The following is a 23,703-nucleotide window of genomic DNA, read 5'->3' as shown; positions in this document are numbered from 1 at the left end:
GGTGTGGGGTCAGCTGAGGCGGAGGAACCCGGCGAGGGCGGGAAGGTCGGTGGGGGTGGTAGGGAGGTATTCGGTGAGGAGCGGGGAGCGGATTATTTCGGCTTTCCACATGGCTCGGCACAGGGCTGAGTGGATCAGGCGGCGGGAGATGAGGAAAGGCATGCCGAAGGGCGCGTCGGCGGGGGTGGAGGTGGTCATCGAGAGGAGGACCACGGCCGCTTCGCGGCCGCGGAAGCGGTCGGGGGTGCCGACGAGGACGTCTTCGATCTTGGCGCGGGCCAGGAGGGTTCGAATGCGGCCGACCTGGGCGCTGTAGGGGGCGACGACGAAGATGTCGTGGGGGTGCAGACGCCGGGTTACCGCTCCGACGGTCCATGACGCACCGAGGAGTACACGGATCCGGCGGACCACTTCCTTTGCCTCGGCGACCGATTCGGTGGTGTTGCCGTAGTGCTCGACCAGGACTGTTTCGACGCCTGGCGGCACGCCGTCGAGTTGCCTTGCCAGCGTGACTGTTTCATTGGAGCGCAGGCGGTTGTCGTAGCAGACCCGCGAGATCGGTTCGCACACTCGCGGAGGCAAACGCCAGGTCCGGTCCAAGAAGTAGCCGCGCTCGGCGGGGAGCACGGCGCGGCCCTCGGCGAGCCAGCCGAGCACCGATTCCCCGACCGGTTCCGGGTGCGCGCCGCGGGTGGCGGTGGGTACGGGATCGCCCAGCAGCAACAGGTTTCGGGCGCTGGAACCGACCGCGACGGTGTCGGCCAGCGCGAAACCGCCCGCGTCGGCGATCACCAGCAGGTCGAGTGCGTCGTGCGGGATCAGGTTCTCGTCGGCGAAATCGGCCGGGGTCCCGCCGATTACGCAGCCGTTGACGGCGTTGTCGAGGAACCGGCGGTACTTGCCCGCGTCGATCACGGCCCACTCCGGTTTCACCGCCTCGACGTCCTTCTTGCCGACCAGCTCGGGCAGCACCCCGATCTCCACGACCGCGTCGAGCATGTTCTCCACGGTCGAATGCGCTTGCGCGACAACGCCGATGCGCCATTTCTGCCGGGTCACCAGGCGTTCGATGACGCGGGCGGCGGTGGAGGTCATGCCGGTGCCGGACGGTCCCTGCACCGCGATGTAGGAGTGGTCCAGATAGCGCATGGCGGTGGTGATCGCGGCCGCGTGATCGCCGTGCACCTCCGGCAGTCCGCCGCCGCCGCGCAGTCGCGGCGCGCGCCGGGCCAGAATGTCGAACACCGCCTCGCAGGGGATCTCGGGCAACGTCACCAGCAGCTGCTGCGCGGCGAGTTCGACTGTGCGCTCGATGTTCGCGTCCCAGGCGGGCAGGCCGGGTGCGATCGCGGTGGGCAGGTCGTCGTAGGGTTCGCAGCCCTCGGGCAGCAGTTCCTCCAGCCGGACCGTGTCGTCGAAATTCGCGTCCACCGAGCAGCCGAGCACGGTGGCGGTCGCGGTGGCGCGCTTCCCGACCCCCGTCACCACACCCGCGGCCATCGGCTGGTCGTAGAGCGTGTAGACCGTGGTGCCCGGCGTCAGCGCGACCCCGTGCGCCCAGCCGGTGCCGATGCGACCGGTGAGGGTCAGGTAGCGGCGCATGGTCGGCCGGTTGAGGCTGTGATGCCACTTCGTGTCGACCGTGCCCCATTCGGCGACGAGAACCCCTGGGTCCTCGGCCCATTCGTCCACCGGGTGGTCGAGCCGGTCGGCGTGCGCCAAGCGCAGCGGCTGCCGTTCGCGCCGGTGATATCCCAGCACCGCCGCCATGAGCGCCGCCGGATGCGGTGTCGCCCGATCGTCTCTGCGCTCCCCGCGCACGGTCGGCCGCAACTCCCGATGCGTCGCCGCGAATTCCGTGAGCGCCGCCTCCAGCGAGGACGGGCGCCCGCCCGCCCGGTCCACCGGCGGCGCCGGATTGTCCGGCCGGACGTCGGCGGCGCGTTCCAGCAGCCAATCCCGCAGGCGCAGCACGGTTACGCAGTCCCGCTCGTCCGCCTCGACCCCGTCCAGCAATTGCCGCAGGGCGTCGATCCGATACGACTGCGTCCCGACGACCACGGCACTACGCACGATCGGATACAGGTCGACGAGCACACCCGCGGTCAACAGCTCCTCGACGAGTTCCTCACCCGCGCCCAGACTTCCGGCACACCGCACCAGCGCGTCGCGCACCTCCCGGCGATAGTGATAGACCCGCATCGCCGGATACTGCTGCCGCCGCCGCACGAGATACTCGACCACCTCGGTCAATGCTCGCCGACGCTCGGCCACCGCGTCCGGCCCCGGCGGCACCTCGAAGGACAGCAGCACCGCACCGCCAACCCCAGCGCGCGAAACCCGCCGCCCTGAACCCTTCTCCACGTCCGAACCGACCGGCACCTCGAAAGACGACCGCGTCGCAGTTATTCCGGCGGCCTCGGCCCGTGACGCCCACCGCCCAGGCATCTCCTCCGCATCCGAGCCGACCGGCACCTCGAAGGACGACCGCGCCGCATCCACTCCGGCAACCTCGGCCCGTGACGCCCATCGCCCCGGCATCTCCTCCGCATCCGAGCCGACCGGCACCTCGACGGGCCGGCGCGTCGCAGCTATTCCGGCGACCTCGATGCGCAATGACTGCCCGGGCGTCTCCTCGAGCGTCAGCGCCAGGTCGCCGGGTGCGGCCGGTGGTAGCGCGCCGAGGGCGAGGGCGTCGAGCAAGGTGTGGGCGGGGCGTCCGGAATCCGCTGGCTGCAACTGGGTTCGGGCCTGGCGGCGCAGCATCGCGAAGGTTCGTGGGGGGAGCCCGGGGACGGTGGTGTCCAGGCCGGCCAGGCGGTCGATGGTGGCGACGCCGGCTTCGCGCAGGCGGGCTCGCGCCGGGCTCGGCATGCCTGCCACCAGCATCAGGTCGCGGGCGGCGGTGAGGGCGGTGGTGCAGGTAGCGCAATGGCCGCAGGCGAGATAGCGCGGATCGCCCCACTGTACTGGGAGCAATTCGCTCAGCTTCTCGTCCAGGATTCGGGCGAGTCTGCGGCGCCGCGCCTGGTAGACGGGCACCAGGTCGGTCAGTGGGAAATCTGTTGCCGCCGTGTCGAGATACAGCCGGATGGTGGGTGCGGTCAGTGCGCCGCTGCCGTCCAGCGCGTCGGCGCAGGCGGCGAGTTCGAGTGCGGCGCCGACCATCTCGGCTTGGCCGGGCGCCGTCCCCTGCACGGTGTAGCGCACCCGGTGGCCGGCCCGCACCAGGAAATCGCAGGAGCAGGCGAACGAACCGTCGAAGAAAGTCGCGCCCGCGATGACGTGCACGCCCGACCGCAGCGCCGCAACGGTTTCCGAGTGCGCGGCCCGCAGCGCGGCGACGCGGAGCGCGGGGTCCGGCGCCGGAGCGACTGCTTGCGGGTCGCTCGACCGGGCCGGCTCGGTGCGCGCCGAGGGCACTTCGACCATGGCCGCCCCGAACCGATCCCGGAAATCAGCGAGCCGCAGCAGCGCGGCGGCGTCGAAATCGGCGGCGACGCCTCCCAGCGTCGCCGGTTCGGAATCCGCTGTCGCCGAACCGCTCAGGTAGCCGAGCTGGGCGTCGAGCCGGCGCAGCAGCTCGAACTCACAGCGCGCCGCGCGTACCAGATCCACGGCGGTGCAAACGACACGATCACCGAACACGAACAAACGCGGCCTCCTGTGTCTTCGCCGGACGCGCGGCGCGATCTCAGGCCCGGAGGCGGTAGCGCAGCGTAACCACGCAGGGCCTGGAGAGCGCCGCGATTGGACACGGACCGCAACACCTTAGCCAGCCCCCGTGACCTCGCTTGATCGCACCCTGATCAGAAGCGCGGTTTGCGCCGTTCGGTGCGCTTGGCCGGCGCCCGATCCGGACGCGGACCGCGGCTGTACGAACGCTGCTGCGGGCCACCGTCGTCCAGCTGCAGCTGGATCAGCTGACCGCTGATCCGGGTGCGGCGCAACGCCTCCAGGGTCTCCGCGGGCAGATTGGCGGGCAGTTCCACCAGGCTGTGGTCCGGGCGGATGCTGATGTGCCCGAAGTCGCTGCGGCGCAAGCCACCCTCGTTGGCGATGGCGCCGACGATGGCGCCGGGCACCACGCGATGCCGCTTGCCGACGCTGATCCGGTAGGTCGCCAGCTCGGCGCCGGTCGTGCGGGAGAAGCTGGGGCCCGAGGAGCGCTCACCCTCGAAACGACGCTCCGGACGGTCACCGCGCGGCTCGCGGCGCGGCCGCTCGATCGGCTCCGGTTCCGGCTCCATCAGGAACGTCTTGCCGTCGTAGGCGCCGACCGCGAGGGCCGCCGCGATATCGACCAGCGGGGTGTTGTGCTCGCTCTCGTAATCCTCGATCAGGCGGCGGAACAGCGCCACATTGTCCGAGGACAGGTTCTCGGTGATGGCGTCGCCGAACTTGGCGACCCGCTGCGCGTTCACGTCGTCGACGCTGGGCAGCTGCATCTCGGCCAGCGGATGCCGGGTGGCGCGCTCGATCGCCTTGAGCAGGTGCCGCTCACGCGGCGCGACGAACAGCAGCGCCTCGCCGCTGCGGCCCGCGCGGCCGGTCCGGCCGATGCGGTGCACGTAGGACTCGGTGTCGTGCGGGATGTCGTAGTTGACCACGTGCGAGATGCGGTCCACGTCCAGACCGCGGGCGGCCACGTCGGTGGCGACCAGGATGTCCAGCGCACCGGACTTCAGGTGCCCGATGGTGCGCTCACGCTGGTTCTGCGCGATGTCGCCGTTGATCGCGGCGGCGGAGAAACCGCGGGCGCGCAGCTTCTCGGCGAGCTCCTCGGTGCCCTGCTTGGTGCGCACGAAGATGATCATCGCTTCGAACGTCTCGACCTCGAGGATGCGGGTCAGGGCGTCCAGCTTGCGCTGATGCGAGACCTGCACCCAGCGCTGGTTGATATTGACGTTGGTCGAGGTCTTGGTCTTGACGGTGATCTCGACCGGATCGTTGAGGTACTGCTTGGAGATCTTGCGGATCGCCGAGGGCATGGTCGCCGAGAACAGCGCCACCTGCTTGGTGCGCGGGGTGTCGGCGAGGATGCGCTCCACGTCTTCCTGGAAGCCCATCTTGAGCATCTCGTCGGCCTCGTCGAGCACCAGGTACTGCAGCTCGGACAGGTCGAGCGTGCCCTTCTCCAGGTGGTCGATGACGCGGCCCGGCGTGCCGACCACGACGTGCGCGCCGCGGCGCAGCCCGGACAGCTGCACGCCGTAGGCCTGACCGCCGTAGATGGGCAGCACGTTCAAGCCGGGGATGTGCGCGGCGTAGCGCCCGAACGCCTCGGCGACCTGGATCGCGAGTTCCCGGGTGGGCGCGAGGACCAGCGCCTTCGGGGACTTGCCGGTGATCTCCAGACCCATCAGGATCGGGATCGCGAAGGCGGCGGTCTTGCCGGTGCCGGTCTGGGCGAGACCGACGACATCGGCGCCGGTGAGCAGCGGCGGGATCGTCGCGGCCTGGATGGGCGACGGCGACTCGTAGCCGACATCGGCGATGGCCGCGAGCAGGCGGTCATCGATTCCGAGGTCGGCGAAGGTCGGACCGTCGTTGTTGCTGTTCCTGTCGTTGTCGCCAGGACCATCATCCAGAACGCTGTCGACCTCATTGGTGCTCATTGACCAGGAGTTTACTGCCTTCGGGTAGATGTCCCGGCCACCGGCCCAATACGGTGTGACCTATGGCTCCGAATGCTTCGCCCGCACATCAGGACCCGGCCGCGGCCGACGCCCCCGTGGCGGTCGCGGTGATCCAGTTCGCGCCGGGCACCGATCCGGCCGCCAATCTGGCGGCGCTGCGTGACCATGTCGAGACCGCTGCCGGGCGTGGCGCACGGGTGGTCGTGGCGCCCGAATACTCGATGTTCGCCGTCTCCCGGCTGGACGAACGGATTGTCGCCGTCGCGGAGCCGCTGACCGGGAAGTTCGTCACCGGGCTCGGCGCCGTGGCCCGCGAGTTCGGCGTACATCTGGTGGCCGGCATGGTCGAGGCCGACGCGGCGGATCCGGGACGGATCCGGAACACCCTGGTGGTGCTGGATCCGGCGGGCGGGCTGGTCGCCCACTATCGGAAAGTGCACCTCTACGACGCGTTCGGGCACCTGGAGTCGGACGTGGTGCACGCGGGGGCGATCGAGGAGCCCGCGCTCTTCACCGTCGACGGGGTGAGCTTCGGTTTGCAGACCTGTTTCGATCTGCGCTTCCCAGAGGGGTTCCGCCGGATCGCCGCGGCGGGCGCGCAGGTGCTGGTGCTCCCCGCGCAGTGGATCCCCGGCCCCGGCAAGGTCGATCAGTGGACGACGCTGCTCCGGGCGCGAGCCATCGAGAACACCGTCTATGTACTGGGCGCCGATCAGTGCGGGACGCGCGGCGCGGGCGCGTCGATGATCATCGATCCGACCGGGAAAGTCTTGGCCGAGCTCGGCGACGAGCCCGGTGTCCTCACCGCCGAAGTCAACCTGGCCCACCTCGGCGCGGTGCGAACCACCAACCCGAGCCTGGCATTGCGCCGATTCGCTATCACCCCACGAGCCGCGGGGTAGCGTTTTACCTCGATGATCTACACCGATCGGGCAGCTGCCGGTCGCGCGCTGGGTGCCGAGCTGGGACACCTGCGCGCGTCGGACCCGTTGGTGCTCGGCCTGCCGCGCGGCGGCGTTCCGGTCGCGGCGGGCGTCCGGGAAATCATCGGCGGCGATCTCGACATCCTGCTGGTTCGCAAGCTCGGTGTGCCGTGGCAGCCGGAGCTGGCGATGGGCGCGATCGGCGAGGACGGCACGCGGGTGCTGAATCGGGACGTGCTGGGGCACATCTCGGTGGCGCCCGCCGAGTTCGCCGACATCGAGCACGCCGAACGCGGGGAATTGGAGCGGCGGCGCGCGGTCTGGCGCGGCGATCGCGCCCCGATCCCGCTGACCGGCCGCACCGTGCTGATCGTCGACGACGGAATGGCTACCGGCGCAACGGTTGTCGTTGCCTGCCGGGTGGCCCGGATGCGCGAGCCGGCCCGGATCGTGGTCGCCGTCCCGGTGTCGTCCAGTGAGGCCATGGACCGCGTCGCCCTCGAGTGCGACGAGCTGGTCTGCCCGTCGGTGCCGGAGTCGCTCGGCGGCGTCGGCACCGCCTATCAGGACTTCCATCAGCTCGCCGACGACGAGGTCACCGCACTGCTCGACTAGGGGGCGGACACTTCCGGACCTCCGCGTGCCGGGGATTGTCCAGCCCCCTGCCCGCGCGCAAAGATTGGTGCGGTCACGGCGCGTACTCGGTCGAGGAAGGGAGGTCTTGGATGTCCCAGCGCCCGCGGTCGACTCAGGACATCAGCGCACATGTGGTGCAGCGGCCACAGTTCGTCCCGCTGTCCGACGGCTCGGTGCACGCGTACTACCCCGGTGAGGATTGGTCGGTGTGCGGCAAGGATCGCGCGGAGGCGGTCAGCCTATTGATCAAAGGATCTGATCTGCGGATGAACGATCCCGCCTTTCTGGCCGCGCACCGGGAGCGGACGCGCCGGCACCAGAACGGCGAGATCACACCAGGTTTCGAGGTGTGGACCGATCCGGTGCGCGACAACGCGGAGTGAGGCCCGGTCAGGCGAGGTCGCGGCGGGTGAAGGCGAGAACGCCCACACCCGTTGCGGCGATCCCCGCCAGGGTCAACACCGTCAGCGGCACCGGGTTCACCGCGACGCCCGGCAAGTGCGGCACATGGTGGAACAGCGAGAGATTCATGATCGGCGTGGGCAGCCGCATGGACGGGCCGAGGATCGAGACCACCGCCGACTCGGCCAGCACCACCCACACCAGCCAGGTCAGCGCCGGGCGCAGGCCGATCGCCAGGACAGCGGCGCCGAGCAGGAACAGAATCGCCGGCAGCTGCGCGAGAGCCGCGACCCCGACCCGTCCGGCCTGCGCGAGATCACCGGTCCGCACCCCGTGCACCAGGCCGATCGCGAAGCCGATGAGCCCCAGCAGCACAACCGAAGCGGCGATCGCGGTGACGATGTGGGTGACGGCCAGCCGCCACCTCGGCAGCCGCCCGGCGAGCAGCAGATCGGCGCGACCGGCGAGTTCCTCCTGCCGGATCCGCAGCACCGTGGAGATCCCCGCGCCCGCCGCCGCCATCGCGAACAACAGCGTCACCATCGCCAGGAAGCCATCGACCACGTTGACGTTGAAACCGGCCAGCAGCTTCAGCATGCCCTGGGTGCCCGCGGAAATCTGGGTGACGTCGGCCCCGGCCGCCCCGAAGCCGGCACCCAGGATCAGCAGCGCCCCGGCCCACCCGGCCAGCGCACCGCGATGAATTCGGACGGTCAGTCCCAGCGGCGTTTTCGTGAACGCCCCGGCGGTGGCGGCGCCCGGACGCGGCGCGGCCAGACCCGCACCGTGATCACGCACCGACTCCAGCCGCAGCGCCAGCCCGGTCAGCACCGCCACGCCTGCCGCGCAGAGCCCGACCGGCCACCACTGGACGCTGCCGAACGGGTGCATCTGCTGCGCCCAGCCCAGCGGCGAGGCCAGTCGCAGTGCGGTGCTGTCGGCGCTGTCGCCCATGGCGCGCAACAGATATGCCGCGCCGAAGACGGCGCACGCGATGCCGTAGGCGCCGCGCGGTTGCGCGGTGATCTGCGCGGCGAGCACCGCGATGGCGGCGAAAACCATGCCGGTGCAGCCCATTGCGATGCCGAAGACCAGCGCGCCCCCGGCTCCGGTCCCAGCGAGTGCCAGCGCGGCGGCGGCTCCCGCCCCGAGCACCGCGTTCGTGCCGGCCGCCATCAGCAGCACCGCGACCGAGTTCGCGTGCACACCGAACCGGCCCGCGCGCAGCAGCTCCAGCCGGCCGAAGGCCTCCTGCGCCCGGGTATTCCGGATGACGACGACGATATTGACCAGCGCGACCGCGAGCGTCAGATACCAGCCCAGCTCGAAGACCGCGATCCCACCGAGGGTGGTGAGCGCGTCGGGCGGGCCCTGCAGTGCGGCCTGCGCAGTGAGCTGACCGGCGATCGAGGCGTAGGTCATCCGTTCCAGACCCGCCGGATACAGCCCATCGACGCCGAGCGTGCCGAGATACAGGCAAGCGGTCACCCCGAGGACCGCGGCAGCCAACCCCCGCCAATTCGTGCTGATCGAAAGGCGCAGCGCCACTGCTAGATTCGACAACCTGACCGCACCGGCCCCCGGCCTCGGTCGCGCCGCCGGGGCAGCCGGTCCGCCGCGGCGGCCGACCACAACTTGCGCCTCCGTCATCGCGACCCCGCCCCCGTCGCGTAGTGGCTCAGGAAGAGCTCCTCGAACTCCTGCGCCTGCTCCCCCGCCGGAGCCCGCAACTCGTCCATGCCGAGAGTCCGTACCGCCATGCCCTGCCGCACGATAGTCGCACGGTCGCACAGCTTTTCGACCTCACTGAGGATGTGACTGGACAGCAGCACCGTGCATCCCCGCGCCCGTACCTCTTCGACGCAGTGGGTGAACTGACGCTCCATCAGCGGGTCCAGGCCGCTGGTCGGCTCGTCCAGGATGAACAGTTCGACGTCGGCGGCGAAGGCCGCGATCAGCGCGACCTTCTGCCGGTTGCCCTTCGAGTAGGTGCCGCATTTGCGCGACGGATCCAATTCGAATCGTTCGAGCAACTCGGCCCGCCGGCTCGGATCGGCGCCACCGCGCAGGTCGGTGAGGATGTCGATCACCTCGCCGCCGGTCAGCGACGGCCACAGATTGACATCACCTGGCACGTAGGACAACCGGCCGTGGATGTCCATCGCCTCGCGATAGGGATCCTGGCCGAATACCGTGACGCGCCCGCCACGAATTCGCAGCAGGCCGAGCAGGATCCGGATCGTGGTGGTCTTCCCCGCGCCGTTGGGTCCGAGAAAGCCGTGCACCTCCCCCGCACGCACCTCGAGGTCCAATCCCCGCAGGGCATGCACCTTCCCATAGCTCTTGACCACTGCTTCGGCCTCGATGACCGCACTCATGCTCGCCCTCCCATCCCAGCGCTCGATCGAAGTTCGGCGCCTGACTGAAGTATCGGCAGAGCGGGGGGCGGGCAGCTTGTATAGATCGGTCGCATTCCACCCACGCAGGCGAAATAAGGCTAGCCTTAGAACATGCACGGATGGTTGCAGGTGTACGACTGGAGCATTCAGCCGGACCGGCTGGTATTCGACGCGGAATTCGGCGGTGTCTGCGCACAACCGCATGCGCATCCCATTCTTCAGATCACCGTGGCCACGCACGGCGAATTCGAAGTCGACGACGGCAGCGGAGCGTGGCTGCGCTGCCGGGCCGCGGTGATCCCGCCCGGCGCGCAGCACACGGCGCGCGGCGGCACGGGCACCCGGGTGCTGTCCATTCACCTGTTCCCCGGCAGCCGGGTGGGCCGCGCGATCACCGCACGGCACCGGCTCGACGACGGCCCCGCGACCTGGGTGGCGGCCGCCACCGGCATCCAGAAAACGCTCACCGGGGACGATCGGCCGCTGCGGGCGCGCGCCGATGCCATCGTCGAATCATTGTGCGGCGCCGGCCTTCCCGATCCCGCGCACCCGCAGCTGCGGGACGCCATGAGCCTGCTCAGCGCCCGGCTGCCCGCCCAGGTGCGATTGCCGGACCTGGCGGCGGCGGTGTTCCTCTCACCCGGCCGCCTGGGCAAATTGTTTCGCGCCCAGACCGGCGGCACCTTCCCGGCGGTGGTGCGCTGGACCCGGCTGCTCTACTGGGCCGGCGCGGTGCTGAACGGCCGTTCGCTCACCGACGGCGCGCACGCGGCCGGATTCACCGACCTGGCGCACGCCAACCGGGTGTGCCGGGAGATGACCGGCCTCGGCCCCAGCGCACTACTGGGCGCGGCCACCACGATGCTGTGGGCGGCGGAGCCGGAATCCGGTTCAGCCGAAGCAGTTTCCTTCGCCACGATAGGTCGGGACCGTACGGCGGGTGTCGCCGTCGACGAGATGGATCTGATCGAAGCGCTCGCACAGTTCGCCCGCCTTGGCGTGCCGGAACCAGACGCGGTCGCCGATCTCCAGTCCGGCGGCGGCCTGCAGCGGCGTCTGCACCTCGCCGGCGCCCTCGGTGCCGATCAGGCGTAACCCGCTGGGCCACACCGGCTTCGGGACCCGGGTCGGCCCGGTGGGCCCGGACGCGATGTAACCGCCCGCGAAGACCGTCGCGATCGACGCCGTGGGCTTGCGCAGGACCGGCGTCGCGAAATACAGCGCGGGGCGCGGGGTGAAGGCGCGGTAGTTGTCGAACAGGGTCGGGACGTAGAGCCCCGAACCCGCCGTGACCTCGGTGACGTCGGGGTCGGTGATGCTGACCTCGATCGAGCCGGTGCCGCCGCTGTTGACGATCTCCAGCTTGCCGACCACCGAGCGGACCGCGTCCAGAACCTGCTTGCGCCGCTTGGTGATTTCGGCCGCCGAGGCCCGCTTCACCAGGCGCACAGTGATATTCGAGTCGGGCAGACCCGCGATCTGGGCTTCATAGGTCATCACGCCGACCACCCGGAACCCGCGCTCCAGCGCCTGCCGGGCAAGTGCCGCAGCCTGTTCCGGCGTGCGGATCGGAGAACGGCGCACGCCCAGATGGATCGGGCCGACGCGCAAGGAGGCGTCGACATCGATGCACACCCGCGGGTGCACCTTGTCGCTGCCGACGGCGGCACGGATCAGGTCGAGCTGGGCGAGGTCGTCGACCATCAGGGTGATCGACTCGAGCAGCGTGTCATCGGCGGCCAGTTCGGCGAGCGCGGCGCGGTCCACGGTCGGGTAGCCGAGCAGGATGTCGCGGGAGCCGAGGCGGGCCAGCCACAGGGCTTCGCGCAGCGAGTAGCCCATGATGCCCGCGAAACCGCCGTCGGCGGTCAGGCCGGCGCCGAGCACTTCTTCGAGGATCGCGCGACAGCGCACGGACTTGCTGGCCACGCGGACCGGGACGCCGTTGGCCCGGTGCACGAGGTCTGCGGCATTGGCCCGCAGCACGGTCAAGTCGAGGGCGGCCAGCGGCGGATCGAGCTCGGCGGTCGCGGCGTGCAATCCAGCTACAGGCGAAGTCACATCACCCATGCAACCACCAAACTGGTCATGCGTCCAGCCCGGCGCGCGGCGGGCCGGCGACGCGCGGGTTTCAGGCGTCGACGGCGCGCGTGGTCAGGCCGCTGACCAGGTCATCCAGTACTACAAGGGTGGTCTCGTCGTTGCAGTCGGCCAGCCAGCGCAGCACCGTCCCGTGCAGGACCGACACCACATAGCAGGCGATCGACTCGACCGGTTCCAGCCACTGCGTGCCCGACCGCTGCGCGCACAGCTCCAGGAACATGGCGACCTCGGAGTCCATCTCCTGGAACCGGGCGGAGGTGGTGGGGTCCGGAATGCAATCGGTCTGCACATCCCAGCGCTCGCGCAGGGTCTGCACCGTCGACTCATAGGCTCGAATCTGCTTGCCCGGCGCGGCTTTTACCAACGGCCAGTAGGCGCTCACCCCCGCGTGCAGCAGCACCCGCAGGGCGCGCACACCGGTGAAATCGAGCGAAGCGGCCGCCTTCTCGACGGCCTCGCAGATCGTCGGGCGGACCCGGCTCTCCGCTAGTTCTCCACGTGCGCTCAACGACGGCTCCCTCGGCGAAAGATCTCGCGCACCCTCGTCGGCGCGACTCGCTGAACTTGGCGGGCCATCCGCGCTGGATCTCCACGATGCGATCCCCGGGCTGCCCGGTCCAACATGCATCAATGGTAAAGGCTTTTCCGGTTTTAAGAATGGGTTCAATGGGTAATTACGTACCGGAAGAATGTTTTGTTACCTAAATGGGACGGGGTTGCGACCAGTTGGTATCTATTTAGAACGCTGCGTGCTGCCCTAATCCAGGGCGCTAAACGCACCATCTGACACTTTAGAACCCACCGAAACGCCCGCCCATCGCTGTGACCGATGCCACATCGCTGTGCCGCGCCAGGCCCTGTCGCCCGCTAGCCTGAGTCGGTGACATCCCCGCCCGCTGATCAGTTCCTCATACCCGGCACCTTCAACTTCCGCGACGTCGCCGGCCTGCGCACCGTGGACGGCGCCAAGGTCCGCCCCGGCGTCCTGCTGCGCTCGGCCCAGCTCAGCCGCCTCGACGCCGAGGGCCACGCCGGCCTGCGCCAGCTCGGCGTCGGCGCCGTGCACGACCTGCGCGGCCTGCGCGAAATCGAGCACATGGGCCACGACAACCTGCCCGAAGGGGTGCGGCTGCACGTCACCCCGTTCGACTCCCGGATGGGCGAGGCGCCCCCGCATGACGCCCAGACCTCCTCGGCCTTCGAGCACATGCTCGACGTCTACCGGGAATTCCCCTCGCTCCCCGAGGCCGGCCTCGCGATTCGCACCCTCGCCGAGTCCATCCTGCGGGATGAAGGCGCGGCGCTGGTGCACTGCGCGGCGGGCAAGGACCGCACCGGCTGGGCCGTCGCGGCACTGCTGGGAGCGGTGCAGGTGACCGAGGCCGACATCCTGTCCGACTACCTGCTCAGCAATACGGCCGTGCCCATGCTGCGCGCCATGCTGGCCCCGAAACTCGCCGCGGGCGAAGAGCTTTCCGACGACCTGCTGGGCGTGCGGGCGGAGTACCTGGCCGCCGCGCTGGAATCGGTCGAGACCCGGCACGGCGGCCTCGACAACTACCTCGGTCAGATCGGCATCACCCCCGCTCTGCGCGCGCAGCTGCACCGTCGCATGCTCGAGTGACTAGCCCCGGCGCACCAGGCCGTCCGGATCGATGGTGACCTGGTCCCCGGTGTGGAACCAGGTGCCGGTGAACCGGGCGGCCGTCGCGTTCGGGTCCCGCCAATAGCGGCGGGTGACATTGGGGCCGCGGCACAGCAACTCACCGTGGCCGCTGCCCGCCCGCGGGCCGTAGAGCGCCAATTCGGTTCCGCCGAACGGGAATCCGAGCACACTGCGCGGATCCGCGGTCTCGGCGTCGACGGCCAGGCCGATGCCGCTGGTCTCGGTCGCGCCCCAGACCGACCATTGGCGGGCGGCCGGGAACATCTCGCGCAGCGCGTCGGCCACGTCGGTGGGGGCGGCCGCCGCCCGCTCGGCGCGGTGGCCCGCGTTACAGACCCGGGAAACCCCGCCGCCGCGCAGCTTCTCGGGCTGCCGGGCCCATGCCGGCAGCAGTCGCGCGAAGATCCGGGGCGTCGCCGAGACCATGTCGATCCGTTCGGCGGCAACGGTTTCCGCGAGCCGGGCGGTATCGGGGACCAGCACCACGGTGCCGCCGACGGCGAAGGTCGGCAACACCTGGTCGACGCAACCGCTGGCGTGCGCGAGCGGCAGCAGCACCAGATTGCGCAGGCCGTCGGTGGGCAGGTCCAGCGCGCCGACCACCGAACGTATTGCCGACAGCAGGTTTTCGTTGGTCAGCTCGACACCCCGGGGATGGGCGGTGCCGGAGGTGTAGCACAGCAGCGCCAGATCGCTCAGCGCCGCACCGTCATCGATGAACGCCGCACCGTCCGGCAGGTCGTCGCCGAGCACGAAGTCCGCGCAACTGTCGTCGATCACCCGCTGCGCCGCGGCCGGCGGCAGCCCGTCCGGGACCAGCACCGGGACCGCGCCGCTGAGCAACGCGCCCAGGAACGCCTGCACCCAGCGGGCGCCCGCGGGCAGCTGGATCGCGACGCGATCGCCGTAACCGATGCCGTGCTCCTGCAAGCCACCCGCCACCCGGGACGCGGAATGCCACAGTTCCCGGTAGGTGAGGCGGGGCCCGCCGATCTCGACCACCGCCTCCCGCTGGGAGAAGGCGTGGACTTGCAGGTCCAGCAGTTCGGTCAGGGCGGGCGTGAGGTTCCCGTAGCGCAGCACGCCGTCGGCGCCGCGCGCTAGCGGGTTGGCACTGGCAGCAGGCGGTTTCAGTGGGTACTCGATCAACAACTGCTGCGACATGTAGTCCTCCGCGGTGCCTCGGTTCAGCAGGCACTGCGACTATATGACTTCGCTCACAACTGTGGGGGGATTTGCGGTCAGCGACCGGTGTAGGTCGCCTTACCCGGCCCGACTTCCAGGAAACTGCGCACCGCGCCCTTCAGGTCCTCGGTCGCGAACAGCGCACCCGAGACCTCGGGTGTCACCGAATCCGCGTGCGCCACACCGCCGGAACGCCAGGCCTCGATAATCGCCTTGGTCGCCGCGTGCGCCTTGGTCGGGCCCTGGGCCAACCGGTGCACGAGTTGCCTTGCGGCGGTTTCGACGTCGTCGTGCACGGCGTTGACCACACCCCAATCCGCCATGGTCGCAGCGTCATACAGATCGCCGGTCATGACGAACTCCCGGGCCCGGCCGGAACCGGCGCGCTCGGCCAGCCGCTGCGGCCCGCCCATCGACGGGGTCAGGCCGACCACCGTCTCCACCAGACCGAACTTCGCCTTCGGCGCGGCCAGGATGATGTCGCAGGCCACCGCCATCTCGAAGGCGGCGGTCAGGGTGAGCCCGTGCGCGGCGAACACCACCGGGCACGGCAGCGCCTCCAGTGGATGGATGATCTGGGCGAACAGGGTGCGCCACAGCTCGGCCCCCTGCTCGACGCTGAGCCCGTCGAAGACGTGCACGTCCACGCCGCCGGAAACGAGCTTGCCCTCGGCGCGGATCAGGAGCGCACGCGGCGGGTCGGCGGTCAGCTCGGCCAGATCGGCGACCAGCGCGTCCAGCATTGCCTGGTCGAAGAGGTTCAGCGGCGGATTGGCCAGCGTGAGCACGGCGATCTCCGCCCCGCCGTCGGTGGTTTCGCGCTCTAGCCGGGTGGCCTTCAAATCACTCATTCGGCCAGACTAGAGCCTTCGTCTGGAAGACTGGCCAGGTGACCGAGACAGCTTCCGAAAGCGGTTCCTATGTAGAACCCGGCGAGTTCAAACGGGATACGAACTACATCACCACCCGCGTCACCGCCGACGGCCACGACGGCTATCCGGTGACGCCGGGCCGCTACCGCCTGATCGCCGCCCGTGCCTGCCCCTGGGCCAACCGCACACTCATCGTGCGCCGCCTGCTCGGTCTGGAGAACGTCCTCTCGCTCGGCTTGTGCGGGCCCACCCACGACAAGCTGAGCTGGACCTTCGACCTCGACCCCGACGGCCTCGACCCGGTACTGCGGATCCCCCGGCTGCGCGACGCCTACCTGGCCCGGTTCCCGGACTATCCGCGCGGCATCACCGTGCCCGCGCTGGTGGACGTGCCGACCGGCCAGGTCGTCACCAACGACTACGCGCAGATGACCCTGGATTTCTCCACCGAGTGGACCGCCTACCACCGTGCGGGCGCGCCGCAGCTGTATCCGAAGGATCTGCGCGCCGAGATCGACGAGGTCAACCTCGCGGTGTTCAAGGACGTCAACAACGGCGTCTACCGCTGCGGCTTCGCGGGCAGCCAGGACGCCTACGAGGCCGCCTACGACCGGCTCTTCGCCCGGCTGGACTGGCTCTCCGAACGCCTTGCCCGGCAACGCTTCCTGGTCGGCGACACCATCACCGAGGCGGACGTGCGGCTGTTCACCACGCTGGTCCGCTTCGATCCGGTCTATCACGGCCATTTCAAGACCAATCGGAGCAAGCTCACCGAAATGCCGGTGCTGTGGGCCTATGCGCGAGATCTGTTCCAAACTCCCGGCTTCGGCGACACCGTCGACTTCGGGCAGATCAAGACCCACTACTACGTCGTGCACACCGACATCAATCCGACCAAGGTCGTGCCGAAAGGCCCGGAGCTGTCGAACTGGCTGAGCCCGCACGGCCGGGAAGCGCTGGGTGGCACACCGTTCGGCGAGGGCGCTCCGCCACCACCGCCGCACCAGCGGGAACGGGTGCCCGAGATCGACTAGCGATAAGGCGCGTAGAGACGGGTATACCGATCCGGCACGGGGAACCGTTCGAACAGTGCGGTTCGTTGCTGTGTTGGGCCGGCGTCGGGCCGGTGCCATAGAGTTCTGCCAGCGGATAGCTGCGACTGGCCGATTACTAAGGGGTGTTGCCATGAAGCATGGCGCGTTCGAGAAGACCGTGGTGTCCCTACTCGAAAACGGGTCCAAGCTGCAGGCGCCCGCGGTGGCCAAATACGTCGACCGGATCCGCCGCTCACATCCCGGCGAGACGCCCGCGCAGGTGATCGCGCGGCTGGAGAAGCAGTATCTGCTCGCGGTCACCGGCAGCGGCACCGCGGCCGGCGCGACCGCGGCGGTGCCCGGCGTCGGCACCATCGCCTCGATGGCGACCATCACCGCGGAGACCGCGTTCTTCCTGGAAGCCTCCGCGCTCTACGCGCTGGCCATCGCCGCGGTGCACGGCGTCGCGCCCGAAGCCAAGGAGCAGCGCCGCGCGCTGGTGCTGGCCGTGGTGCTCGGCGGCGAGGGCATGGACATCGTGGAGCGCACGGTCGGGCACTCCGCCAAGAACTGGGGCACGCTGCTGGCCAACAAGATTCCGGGCCTGTCCGCGATGAACGACTCACTGATGAAGCGCTTCATCATCCGATTCCTGACCAAGCGGATGGCGCTGATGGCGGGCAAGATCCTGCCGATGGGCATCGGCGCGGCCATCGGCGGCTTCGGCAACCGGACGCTGGGCAAGACCACCATCAAGAACGCGCACCAGGCCTTCGGCGCCGCGCCGGCCACCTGGCCGCCGGACCGGCACGTGATCGTCGACGCCGATCCGCTGACCGCGCTGGACGCGCGCAAGACCACCGCGAAGCCGGAATGACCACAACCACACCCGCTTTCGCGGTCCGCGGGCTGAGCAAGCGTTTCAATCCGGGTGCGGCGGGCGAACTCGGCGCGGTCGAGCACGTCAGCTTCACCGTCCCCGCCGGGACCACCGCGGCGCTGGTCGGCCCCGAGGGTGCGGGCAAGTCGACGATTCTGCGGATCCTGCTCGGCCTGGTGCCCCCGACCTCCGGCACCGCGTCGCTCGGCGCCCCCGGCCAGGTGGCCGGGCTCGGCGGCGGCGCGCCGGTCGGCGGCGTGCTCGTCCCCCGCGGACTGCACCCGGCGCGCACCGCCCGCGACCACCTGCGGGTGTACGCGGCCGCCGCCGGCGTCCCCGATGAACGCGCCGACGAAGTGCTCGGCACGGTCGGCCTCGCCGATTTCGCGGGCACCCGGGCGGGCCTGCTGAGCCCGGGCCAGCAGACCCGGCTGGCGCTGGCGACCGCGCTGCTCGCCGATCCGCCGCTGCTGATCCTCGACGATCCGGTGGCGGGTCTCGATCCCGCCGAACGCGGCTGGCTACAGGATTTCCTGAAGCGGCACACCAAACGGGGCGGCACCGTGCTGCTCTCCAGCCGCAGCCTGGCCGCCGTGGTGTCCATGGCCGACAGCGTGATCGTGCTGAACCAAGGCGTCGTCGTCTATCAGGGCACCCCCGCGAAACTGCGGCGCAGCCATCCCGACCGTCTGGTGGTGGCCGCGTCGACGCCGGTCGCGCTGGCGACCGTGCTGGCCGCGCGCGGGCACATCGACGCCGTGATGCGCCCCGACGGCAGACTCGCGGTGGCGGAGACGACCGAAGCCGAGATCCGGGACGCGGCGCAGGCCGCGAAAGTGCGCATCGACGGCATCGCCGCCGACCTGATCCACCCCGACCGGGTCCTCGCCTCGCTGACCCGCCCGGTCCGCCCCGTCTCCTCGACCATGTACGTGCCCCCGCCGAACCGCGTGCAACCACCCGCGCCCGGCGGCCTGCCGGCGCCCCACCAGCATCCCGGGATTCCACGATGATCACCGTCCTGCCCGCCGAGCTCGTTCCGCCGCTGAACTCCGAGGTCCGCAAGGCCTACTCGCTGCGCCCGAATCTGGTGCTCGCGATCGTGCTACCCGCCATCACGCTGGTAGCGACCACGGTCACCGCGCTGCTGGCCGGGCCCGCGAATCCCAAGGCCAACCCGGTGACCGGCGGCGCGTCGGTCGGGCTGTACCTGGGCGTCGTCGCCGCGATCCTGGGTGCCGCGTACTTCGGCGCCACGGCCGCTGGATCGGAATATCGCTATCAGTCCATGCCGGTCACGGCCCTGTTCAGCACCGACCGCGATCGCCTGGTCGCCGCGAAGTTCCTGGTCATCGGAGCCTTCGCGCTGGCGGCGGCGGTCGTGGTGGAACTGGTCGGCCTGGCCGCGCTGTTCGGGTTCGGCCGCGGCAAGACCGAATTCGGGCTGCGGCTGGTGACTGTGCTCGGCGGCGGCCTGCTCGCTGTCGTGTGCTGGTCGCTGATCGCGGCCGGGCTCGCCGTGCTGCTGCGTCAGTCGGCACTGGCGATCGCGATCGTGCTCGGCTGGCTGGCGCTGGCCGAACCGCTGGTCTGGCTGGTCGCGGGCGGCCTCGGCCTGAAGGGGTTCGTCACCCTGCTGCCCGGTTCGGCCACCATCGCCACGGTCGCCGCCGGGTCCTTCCCGGACAGCGACTTCCTGGCCCCGACACCCGCGGCGATGATCGTGCTCGTGCTGTGGACGGCAGGCGTCGCGGGCGCCGGGTGGTGGGCGGTGCGGACCCGCGAGCTCTGACTCCGCGGAGCTCACCTCGCCGGTTCCGGCCCCGTCAGCTTTATCAAGATGTGGCAAATATCCGGCATCCCGCCCCAGGTCGCGGTGTCAACTGGCGGGTAAACCCGACGCTGGGCGGCGCTGCGATAACGGAGAGGCATAAAGTCGGTATCAGACGAGTTCGACAGTCGAGTTTGGGTCTGTCCGGTGGTGGGTAGCACCGCCGATTTGCTGCTGGGCATATCCTCAATTAGGGCGTATCGGAGCACCACAGCCGATCCCCGTGCCGGGCACGTCACAAACGTCGCAGCGCGAAGAACGAAATGAGGCGAACACCTGCTGTGAGCAGCTCAACTTCCCAGTTCGGCCAGAACCAGTGGCTAGTCGACGAGATGTACCAGAAGTACAAACAGGATCCGTCCTCGGTCGATGAGAGTTGGCACGAGTTCCTCGCCGACTACAACCCGGAGGCCACCGCCGACGGCCAGCCCGAGCAGGAGTCCGCCACCCCGGCTCCGGCCGCCGCGCCGAAGGCCGAGCCGGCCAAGCCTGCCGCCGCCAAGCCCGCCGAGACCAAGTCGGCCGCGCAGCCCAAGCCCGCCGAGACCAAGCCCGCCGCGCAGCCCAAGGCCGCCGCGCCCGCTCCGGCGTCGGCCGCGCGCAAGCCGCAGACCACCCCGGCCCCGGCCTCCAACGCCGCGCCCACCTCCGGCGCTCCCGTGGCCGAGGCCAAGGAAGAGTCCAAGGTGCTGCGTGGCGCCGCGGCCGCGGTCGCCAAGAACATGAACGCCTCGCTGAGCATCCCCACCGCCACCAGCGTGCGCGCCATCCCGGCCAAGCTGATGATCGACAATCGCCTCGTCATCAACAATCACCTGGCCCGGACCCGCGGTGGCAAGATCTCCTTCACCCACCTGCTCGGCTACGCCATCGTGCAGGCGGTCAAGAAGTTCCCGAACCTGAACCGGCACTTCGCCGAGATCGACGGCAAGCCGCACTCGGTCACCCCCGCGCACACCAACCTGGGTCTGGCCATCGACCTGGCGGGCAAGGACGGCAGTCGTTCGCTGGTCGTCGCCGCCATCAAGGGCTGTGAGGCCTTCACCTTCGGGCAGTTCCACACCGCGTACGAGGACATCGTGCGCCGCGCCCGGGACGGCAAGCTCACCGCGGATGATTTCAGCGGCGTCACCATCTCGCTCACCAACCCCGGCACCATCGGCACGGTGCACTCGGTGCCGCGCCTGATGCCGGGCCAGGGCGCGATCATCGGCGCGGGCGCCATGGAGTACCCAGCCGAGTTCCAGGGCATGAGCGACGAGCGCATCGCCGACATCGGCGTCGGCAAGCTGATGACGCTCACCTCCACCTACGACCACCGCATCATTCAGGGCGCGGAGTCCGGCGATTTCCTGCGGACCATCCACACCCTGCTGATCTCCGACGATTTCTACGACGAGATCTTCCACGGCCTGGGCGTGCCGTACGAGCCGGTGCGCTGGCGCAAGGACATGCGCGAACGCGGCGTCGACAAGAGCGCGCGCGTGATGGAGCTGATCCAGGCCTACCGCGACCGCGGGCACCTGATGGCCGACACCGATCCGCTGCGCCTGGTCAAGGACAAGTTCCGCAGCCACCCGGATCTCGATGTCACCCAGCACGGCCTGACCCTGTGGGACCTGGACCGCGAGTTCAGCGTCGCGGGCTTCCACGGCCAGGAGCGCATGAAGCTGCGCGACGTGCTGTCCATCCTGCGCGATGCCTACTGCCGTCACATCGGCGTCGAGTACACCCACATCCTCGATCCCGAGCAGCGCCAGTGGATCCAGGAGCGGGTCGAGCAGAAGCACGTCAAAGCGACTGTCGCCCAGCAGAAGTACATTCTGAACCGGCTGAACGCGGCGGAGGCCTTCGAGACCTTCCTGCAGACCAAGTACGTCGGCCAGAAGCGCTTCTCGCTGGAAGGCGCGGAGACCGTCATCCCGATGATGGACGCCGTGATCGACCAGTGCGCCGAGTACAGCCTCGACGAGGTCATCATCGGCATGCCGCACCGCGGCCGGCTGAACGTGCTGGCCAATATCGTCGGCAAGCCGTACTCGCGGATCTTCACCGAGTTCGAGGGCAACATGAACCCGGCGGCCACGCACGGCTCCGGCGACGTGAAGTACCACCTCGGCGCGCGCGGCACCTACCTGCAGATGTTCGGCGACAACGAGATCGAGGTCTCGCTGACCGCCAACCCCTCGCACCTGGAGGCGGTCGACCCGGTGCTCGAGGGTCTGGCCCGCGCCAAGCAGGACCTGCTGGACAAGGGCGACGGCCCGGAGGGCTTCTCCGTCGTGCCGCTGATGCTGCACGGTGACGCCGCGTTCGCGGGTCAGGGTGTGGTCGCGGAGACGCTGAACCTGTCCGAGCTGCGCGGTTACCGGGTCGGCGGCACCATCCACATCGTGGTGAACAACCAGATCGGCTTCACCACCGCGCCGGAGAACAGCCGCTCCACCGAATACTCCACCGACATCGCGAAGTTCATCGGTTCGCCGATCTTCCATGTCAACGGCGACGACCCGGAGGCCTGCGACTGGGTGGCCCGGATCGCGGTCGACTTCCGGCAGAAGTTCCGCAAGGACGTCGTCATCGACATGATCTGCTACCGCCGCCGTGGCCACAACGAGGGCGACGACCCGTCGATGACCCAGCCGTACATGTACGACGTCATCGACACCAAGCGTTCGGTCCGCAAGGCCTACACCGAATCGCTGATCGGCCGTGGCGACATCTCCATGAAGGAGGCCGAGGACGCGCTGCGCGACTACCAGGGCCAGCTGGAGCGCGTGTTCAACGAGGTCCGCGAACTGGAGAAGTACCCGCCGGAGCCCTCGGAGTCGGTCGAGGACGAGCAGAAGGTGCCGACCACCGTGCAGACGGCGGTCGACAAGTCGGTGCTGCAGCGCATCGGCGACGCCTTCCTCAATGTCCCCGACGGCTTCAACGTGCACCCGCGCGTCAAGCCGGTGCTGGACAAGCGCCGCGAGATGGCCTACGAGGGCAAGGTCGACTGGGCCTTCGCCGAGCTGATGGCCTTCGGCACGCTGATCGACGAGGGCACCGCGGTGCGCCTGACCGGTCAGGATTCGCGGCGCGGCACCTTCACCCAGCGGCACGCGGTGATCATCGATCGCAAGACCGGCGCCGAGTACACCCCGCTGCACAACATCGGCAGCGAGAGCCCCGGCTGGTTCGCGGTGCACGACTCGATGCTGTCGGAGTATGCCGCGGTCGGCTTCGAATACGGCTACTCGCTGGGCAACCCGGACGCACTCGTGTTGTGGGAAGCGCAGTTCGGTGACTTCGTCAACGGCGCGCAGACCATCATCGACGAGTTCATCTCCTCCGGTGAGGCCAAGTGGGGCCAGCTCTCCGATGTCGTGCTGCTGCTGCCGCACGGCCACGAGGGTCAGGGCCCGGACCACACCTCGGGCCGGATCGAGCGCTTCCTGCAGCTCTGCGCGGAGGGCTCGATGACGGTCGCGGTGCCGTCCACCCCGGCGAACTACTTCCACCTGCTGCGCCGGCATTCGCTGGACGGCATCCGCCGTCCGCTGATCGTCTTCACCCCGAAGTCGATGCTGCGCAACAAGGCCGTGGTCTCGGATCTGAAGGACTTCACCGAATCGAAGTTCCACTCGGTGTTCGACGAGCCGACCTACGAGCAGGGCGTCGGCGACCGCGCCAAGGTCAAGCGGGTGCTGATGACCTCCGGCAAGCTCTACTACGAGCTGGCCGCGGAGAAGGCCAAGAACAAGCGCGACGATGTCGCCATCGTGCGGATCGAGCAGCTCTACCCGCTGCCCAAGTTCCGGCTCAACGAGGCGCTCGACGGGTACCCGAACGCGACCGATATCGCCTGGGTCCAGGAGGAGCCGGCCAACCAGGGCGCGTGGCCGTTCTTCGGCCTGAACCTGCCGGAGATCCTGCCCGATCGCCTGGGCAAGCTGCGCCGCATCTCGCGCCGCGCCATGTCGGCCCCGTCCTCGGGTTCGTCCAAGGTGCACGCGGTGGAGCAGGCGGAGATCATCGCCGAGGCCTTCGAGCCGACCAGCTAGCCGTTAGCTGAAACCCCGGACGCCGGGTGCGAATTCGCTCTTGAACTGGAGCGGGGCTCGCACCCGGCGTTCGTGTTTGCGCAG

Annotated in this window: 16 protein-coding genes and 2 pseudogenes; 10 read left to right on the top strand and 8 right to left on the bottom strand. The window is 69.5% G+C overall.

Features of this window, described 5'->3' with window-relative positions; translation table 11 throughout:
- Positions 1-9 precede the first annotated feature (9 nt).
- Together AB0M14_RS23670 and AB0M14_RS23665 are read right to left on the bottom strand one after the other, a co-directional pair.
- Positions 10-3,648 (bottom strand): AAA domain-containing protein, encoded by a 3,639-nt coding sequence (locus AB0M14_RS23670; RefSeq protein ID WP_364998351.1) that lies wholly within the window; start codon positions 3,646-3,648, stop codon positions 10-12.
- Between the two features lie 161 nt (positions 3,649-3,809).
- Positions 3,810-5,618 (bottom strand): DEAD/DEAH box helicase, encoded by a 1,809-nt coding sequence (locus tag AB0M14_RS23665; protein WP_364998349.1) that lies wholly within the window; start codon positions 5,616-5,618, stop codon positions 3,810-3,812.
- A 62-nt stretch (positions 5,619-5,680) separates the two neighbouring features.
- On the opposite strand from AB0M14_RS23665, the gene AB0M14_RS23660 reads away from it, so the two are divergent.
- From AB0M14_RS23660 to AB0M14_RS23650, 3 genes are all read left to right on the top strand, one after another.
- Positions 5,681-6,541, top strand: a complete 861-nt coding sequence (locus AB0M14_RS23660; RefSeq protein ID WP_364998347.1) for a carbon-nitrogen hydrolase family protein — start codon at positions 5,681-5,683, stop codon at positions 6,539-6,541.
- Positions 6,542-6,553: 12 nt separating this feature from the next.
- Positions 6,554-7,177, top strand: a complete 624-nt coding sequence (locus tag AB0M14_RS23655) for a phosphoribosyltransferase family protein (protein ID WP_364998345.1) — start codon at positions 6,554-6,556, stop codon at positions 7,175-7,177.
- 110 nt (positions 7,178-7,287) lie between these two features.
- The gene (locus tag AB0M14_RS23650; RefSeq protein ID WP_364998343.1) at positions 7,288-7,581 is read left to right on the top strand and encodes a hypothetical protein; all 294 of its coding nucleotides are present in this window, start codon (positions 7,288-7,290) and stop codon (positions 7,579-7,581) included.
- A gap of 7 nt (positions 7,582-7,588) precedes the next feature.
- Here the strand turns inward: AB0M14_RS23650 and AB0M14_RS23645 are convergent, their stop codons facing one another.
- Together AB0M14_RS23645 and AB0M14_RS23640 are read right to left on the bottom strand one after the other, a co-directional pair.
- Positions 7,589-9,148, bottom strand: coding sequence for a hypothetical protein (locus AB0M14_RS23645; protein ID WP_364998341.1), 1,560 nt, complete (start codon positions 9,146-9,148; stop codon positions 7,589-7,591).
- 176 nt (positions 9,149-9,324) lie between these two features.
- A pseudogene (locus AB0M14_RS23640) lies at positions 9,325-9,978 on the bottom strand (ABC transporter ATP-binding protein); the annotation flags it as partial.
- Positions 9,979-10,110: 132 nt separating this feature from the next.
- Here AB0M14_RS23640 and AB0M14_RS23635 point away from each other — a divergent pair.
- A pseudogene (locus tag AB0M14_RS23635) lies at positions 10,111-10,830 on the top strand (AraC family transcriptional regulator); the annotation flags it as partial.
- A gap of 60 nt (positions 10,831-10,890) precedes the next feature.
- On the opposite strand, the gene AB0M14_RS23630 reads toward AB0M14_RS23635, so the two are convergent.
- Together AB0M14_RS23630 and AB0M14_RS23625 are read right to left on the bottom strand one after the other, a co-directional pair.
- On the bottom strand, positions 10,891-12,069 hold the full coding sequence (locus tag AB0M14_RS23630; RefSeq protein ID WP_364998339.1) for an alanine racemase: 1,179 nt from the start codon (positions 12,067-12,069) through the stop codon (positions 10,891-10,893).
- A 61-nt stretch (positions 12,070-12,130) separates the two neighbouring features.
- Entirely contained in the window at positions 12,131-12,610 is a 480-nt protein-coding gene (locus AB0M14_RS23625) for a TetR family transcriptional regulator (RefSeq protein WP_364998337.1), read from the bottom strand.
- Positions 12,611-12,982: 372 nt separating this feature from the next.
- Between AB0M14_RS23625 and AB0M14_RS23620 the strand changes: the two genes are divergently transcribed.
- Positions 12,983-13,726: a tyrosine-protein phosphatase gene (locus AB0M14_RS23620; RefSeq protein ID WP_364998335.1), complete on the top strand. Its 744-nt coding sequence runs from the start codon at positions 12,983-12,985 to the stop codon at positions 13,724-13,726.
- On the opposite strand, the gene AB0M14_RS23615 is transcribed toward AB0M14_RS23620, so the two are convergent.
- Positions 13,727-14,932, bottom strand: coding sequence for a long-chain fatty acid--CoA ligase (locus AB0M14_RS23615; protein ID WP_364998333.1), 1,206 nt, complete (start codon positions 14,930-14,932; stop codon positions 13,727-13,729). It abuts the gene before it with no gap.
- A gap of 77 nt (positions 14,933-15,009) precedes the next feature.
- Entirely contained in the window at positions 15,010-15,804 is a 795-nt protein-coding gene (locus tag AB0M14_RS23610; RefSeq protein WP_364998331.1) for an enoyl-CoA hydratase/isomerase family protein, read from the bottom strand.
- 38 nt (positions 15,805-15,842) lie between these two features.
- Between AB0M14_RS23610 and AB0M14_RS23605 the strand changes: the two genes are divergently transcribed.
- The 5 genes from AB0M14_RS23605 to AB0M14_RS23585 all read left to right on the top strand — a co-directional run bounded on the left by AB0M14_RS23605 (position 15,843) and on the right by AB0M14_RS23585 (position 23,619).
- Positions 15,843-16,859, top strand: coding sequence for a glutathione S-transferase C-terminal domain-containing protein (locus AB0M14_RS23605; RefSeq protein WP_364998329.1), 1,017 nt, complete (start codon positions 15,843-15,845; stop codon positions 16,857-16,859).
- Between the two features lie 151 nt (positions 16,860-17,010).
- The gene (locus tag AB0M14_RS23600) at positions 17,011-17,736 is read left to right on the top strand and encodes a hypothetical protein (RefSeq protein WP_364998327.1); all 726 of its coding nucleotides are present in this window, start codon (positions 17,011-17,013) and stop codon (positions 17,734-17,736) included.
- Positions 17,733-18,752: an ATP-binding cassette domain-containing protein gene (locus AB0M14_RS23595; RefSeq protein WP_364998325.1), complete on the top strand. Its 1,020-nt coding sequence runs from the start codon at positions 17,733-17,735 to the stop codon at positions 18,750-18,752. The genes AB0M14_RS23600 and AB0M14_RS23595 overlap by 4 nt, the downstream gene beginning before the upstream one ends.
- Positions 18,749-19,531, top strand: coding sequence for an ABC transporter permease (locus tag AB0M14_RS23590; RefSeq protein ID WP_364998323.1), 783 nt, complete (start codon positions 18,749-18,751; stop codon positions 19,529-19,531). Before AB0M14_RS23595 ends, AB0M14_RS23590 begins: the two co-directional genes overlap by 4 nt.
- Before the next feature lie 302 nt (positions 19,532-19,833).
- Entirely contained in the window at positions 19,834-23,619 is a 3,786-nt protein-coding gene (locus tag AB0M14_RS23585; protein WP_364998321.1) for a multifunctional oxoglutarate decarboxylase/oxoglutarate dehydrogenase thiamine pyrophosphate-binding subunit/dihydrolipoyllysine-residue succinyltransferase subunit, read from the top strand.
- Positions 23,620-23,703: the final 84 nt, after the last annotated feature.

The organism is Nocardia sp. NPDC051832, from assembly GCF_040681285.1.
GTDB lineage: Bacteria > Actinomycetota > Actinomycetes > Mycobacteriales > Mycobacteriaceae > Nocardia.
This window is presented reverse-complemented; position numbering and strand designations above follow the sequence as displayed.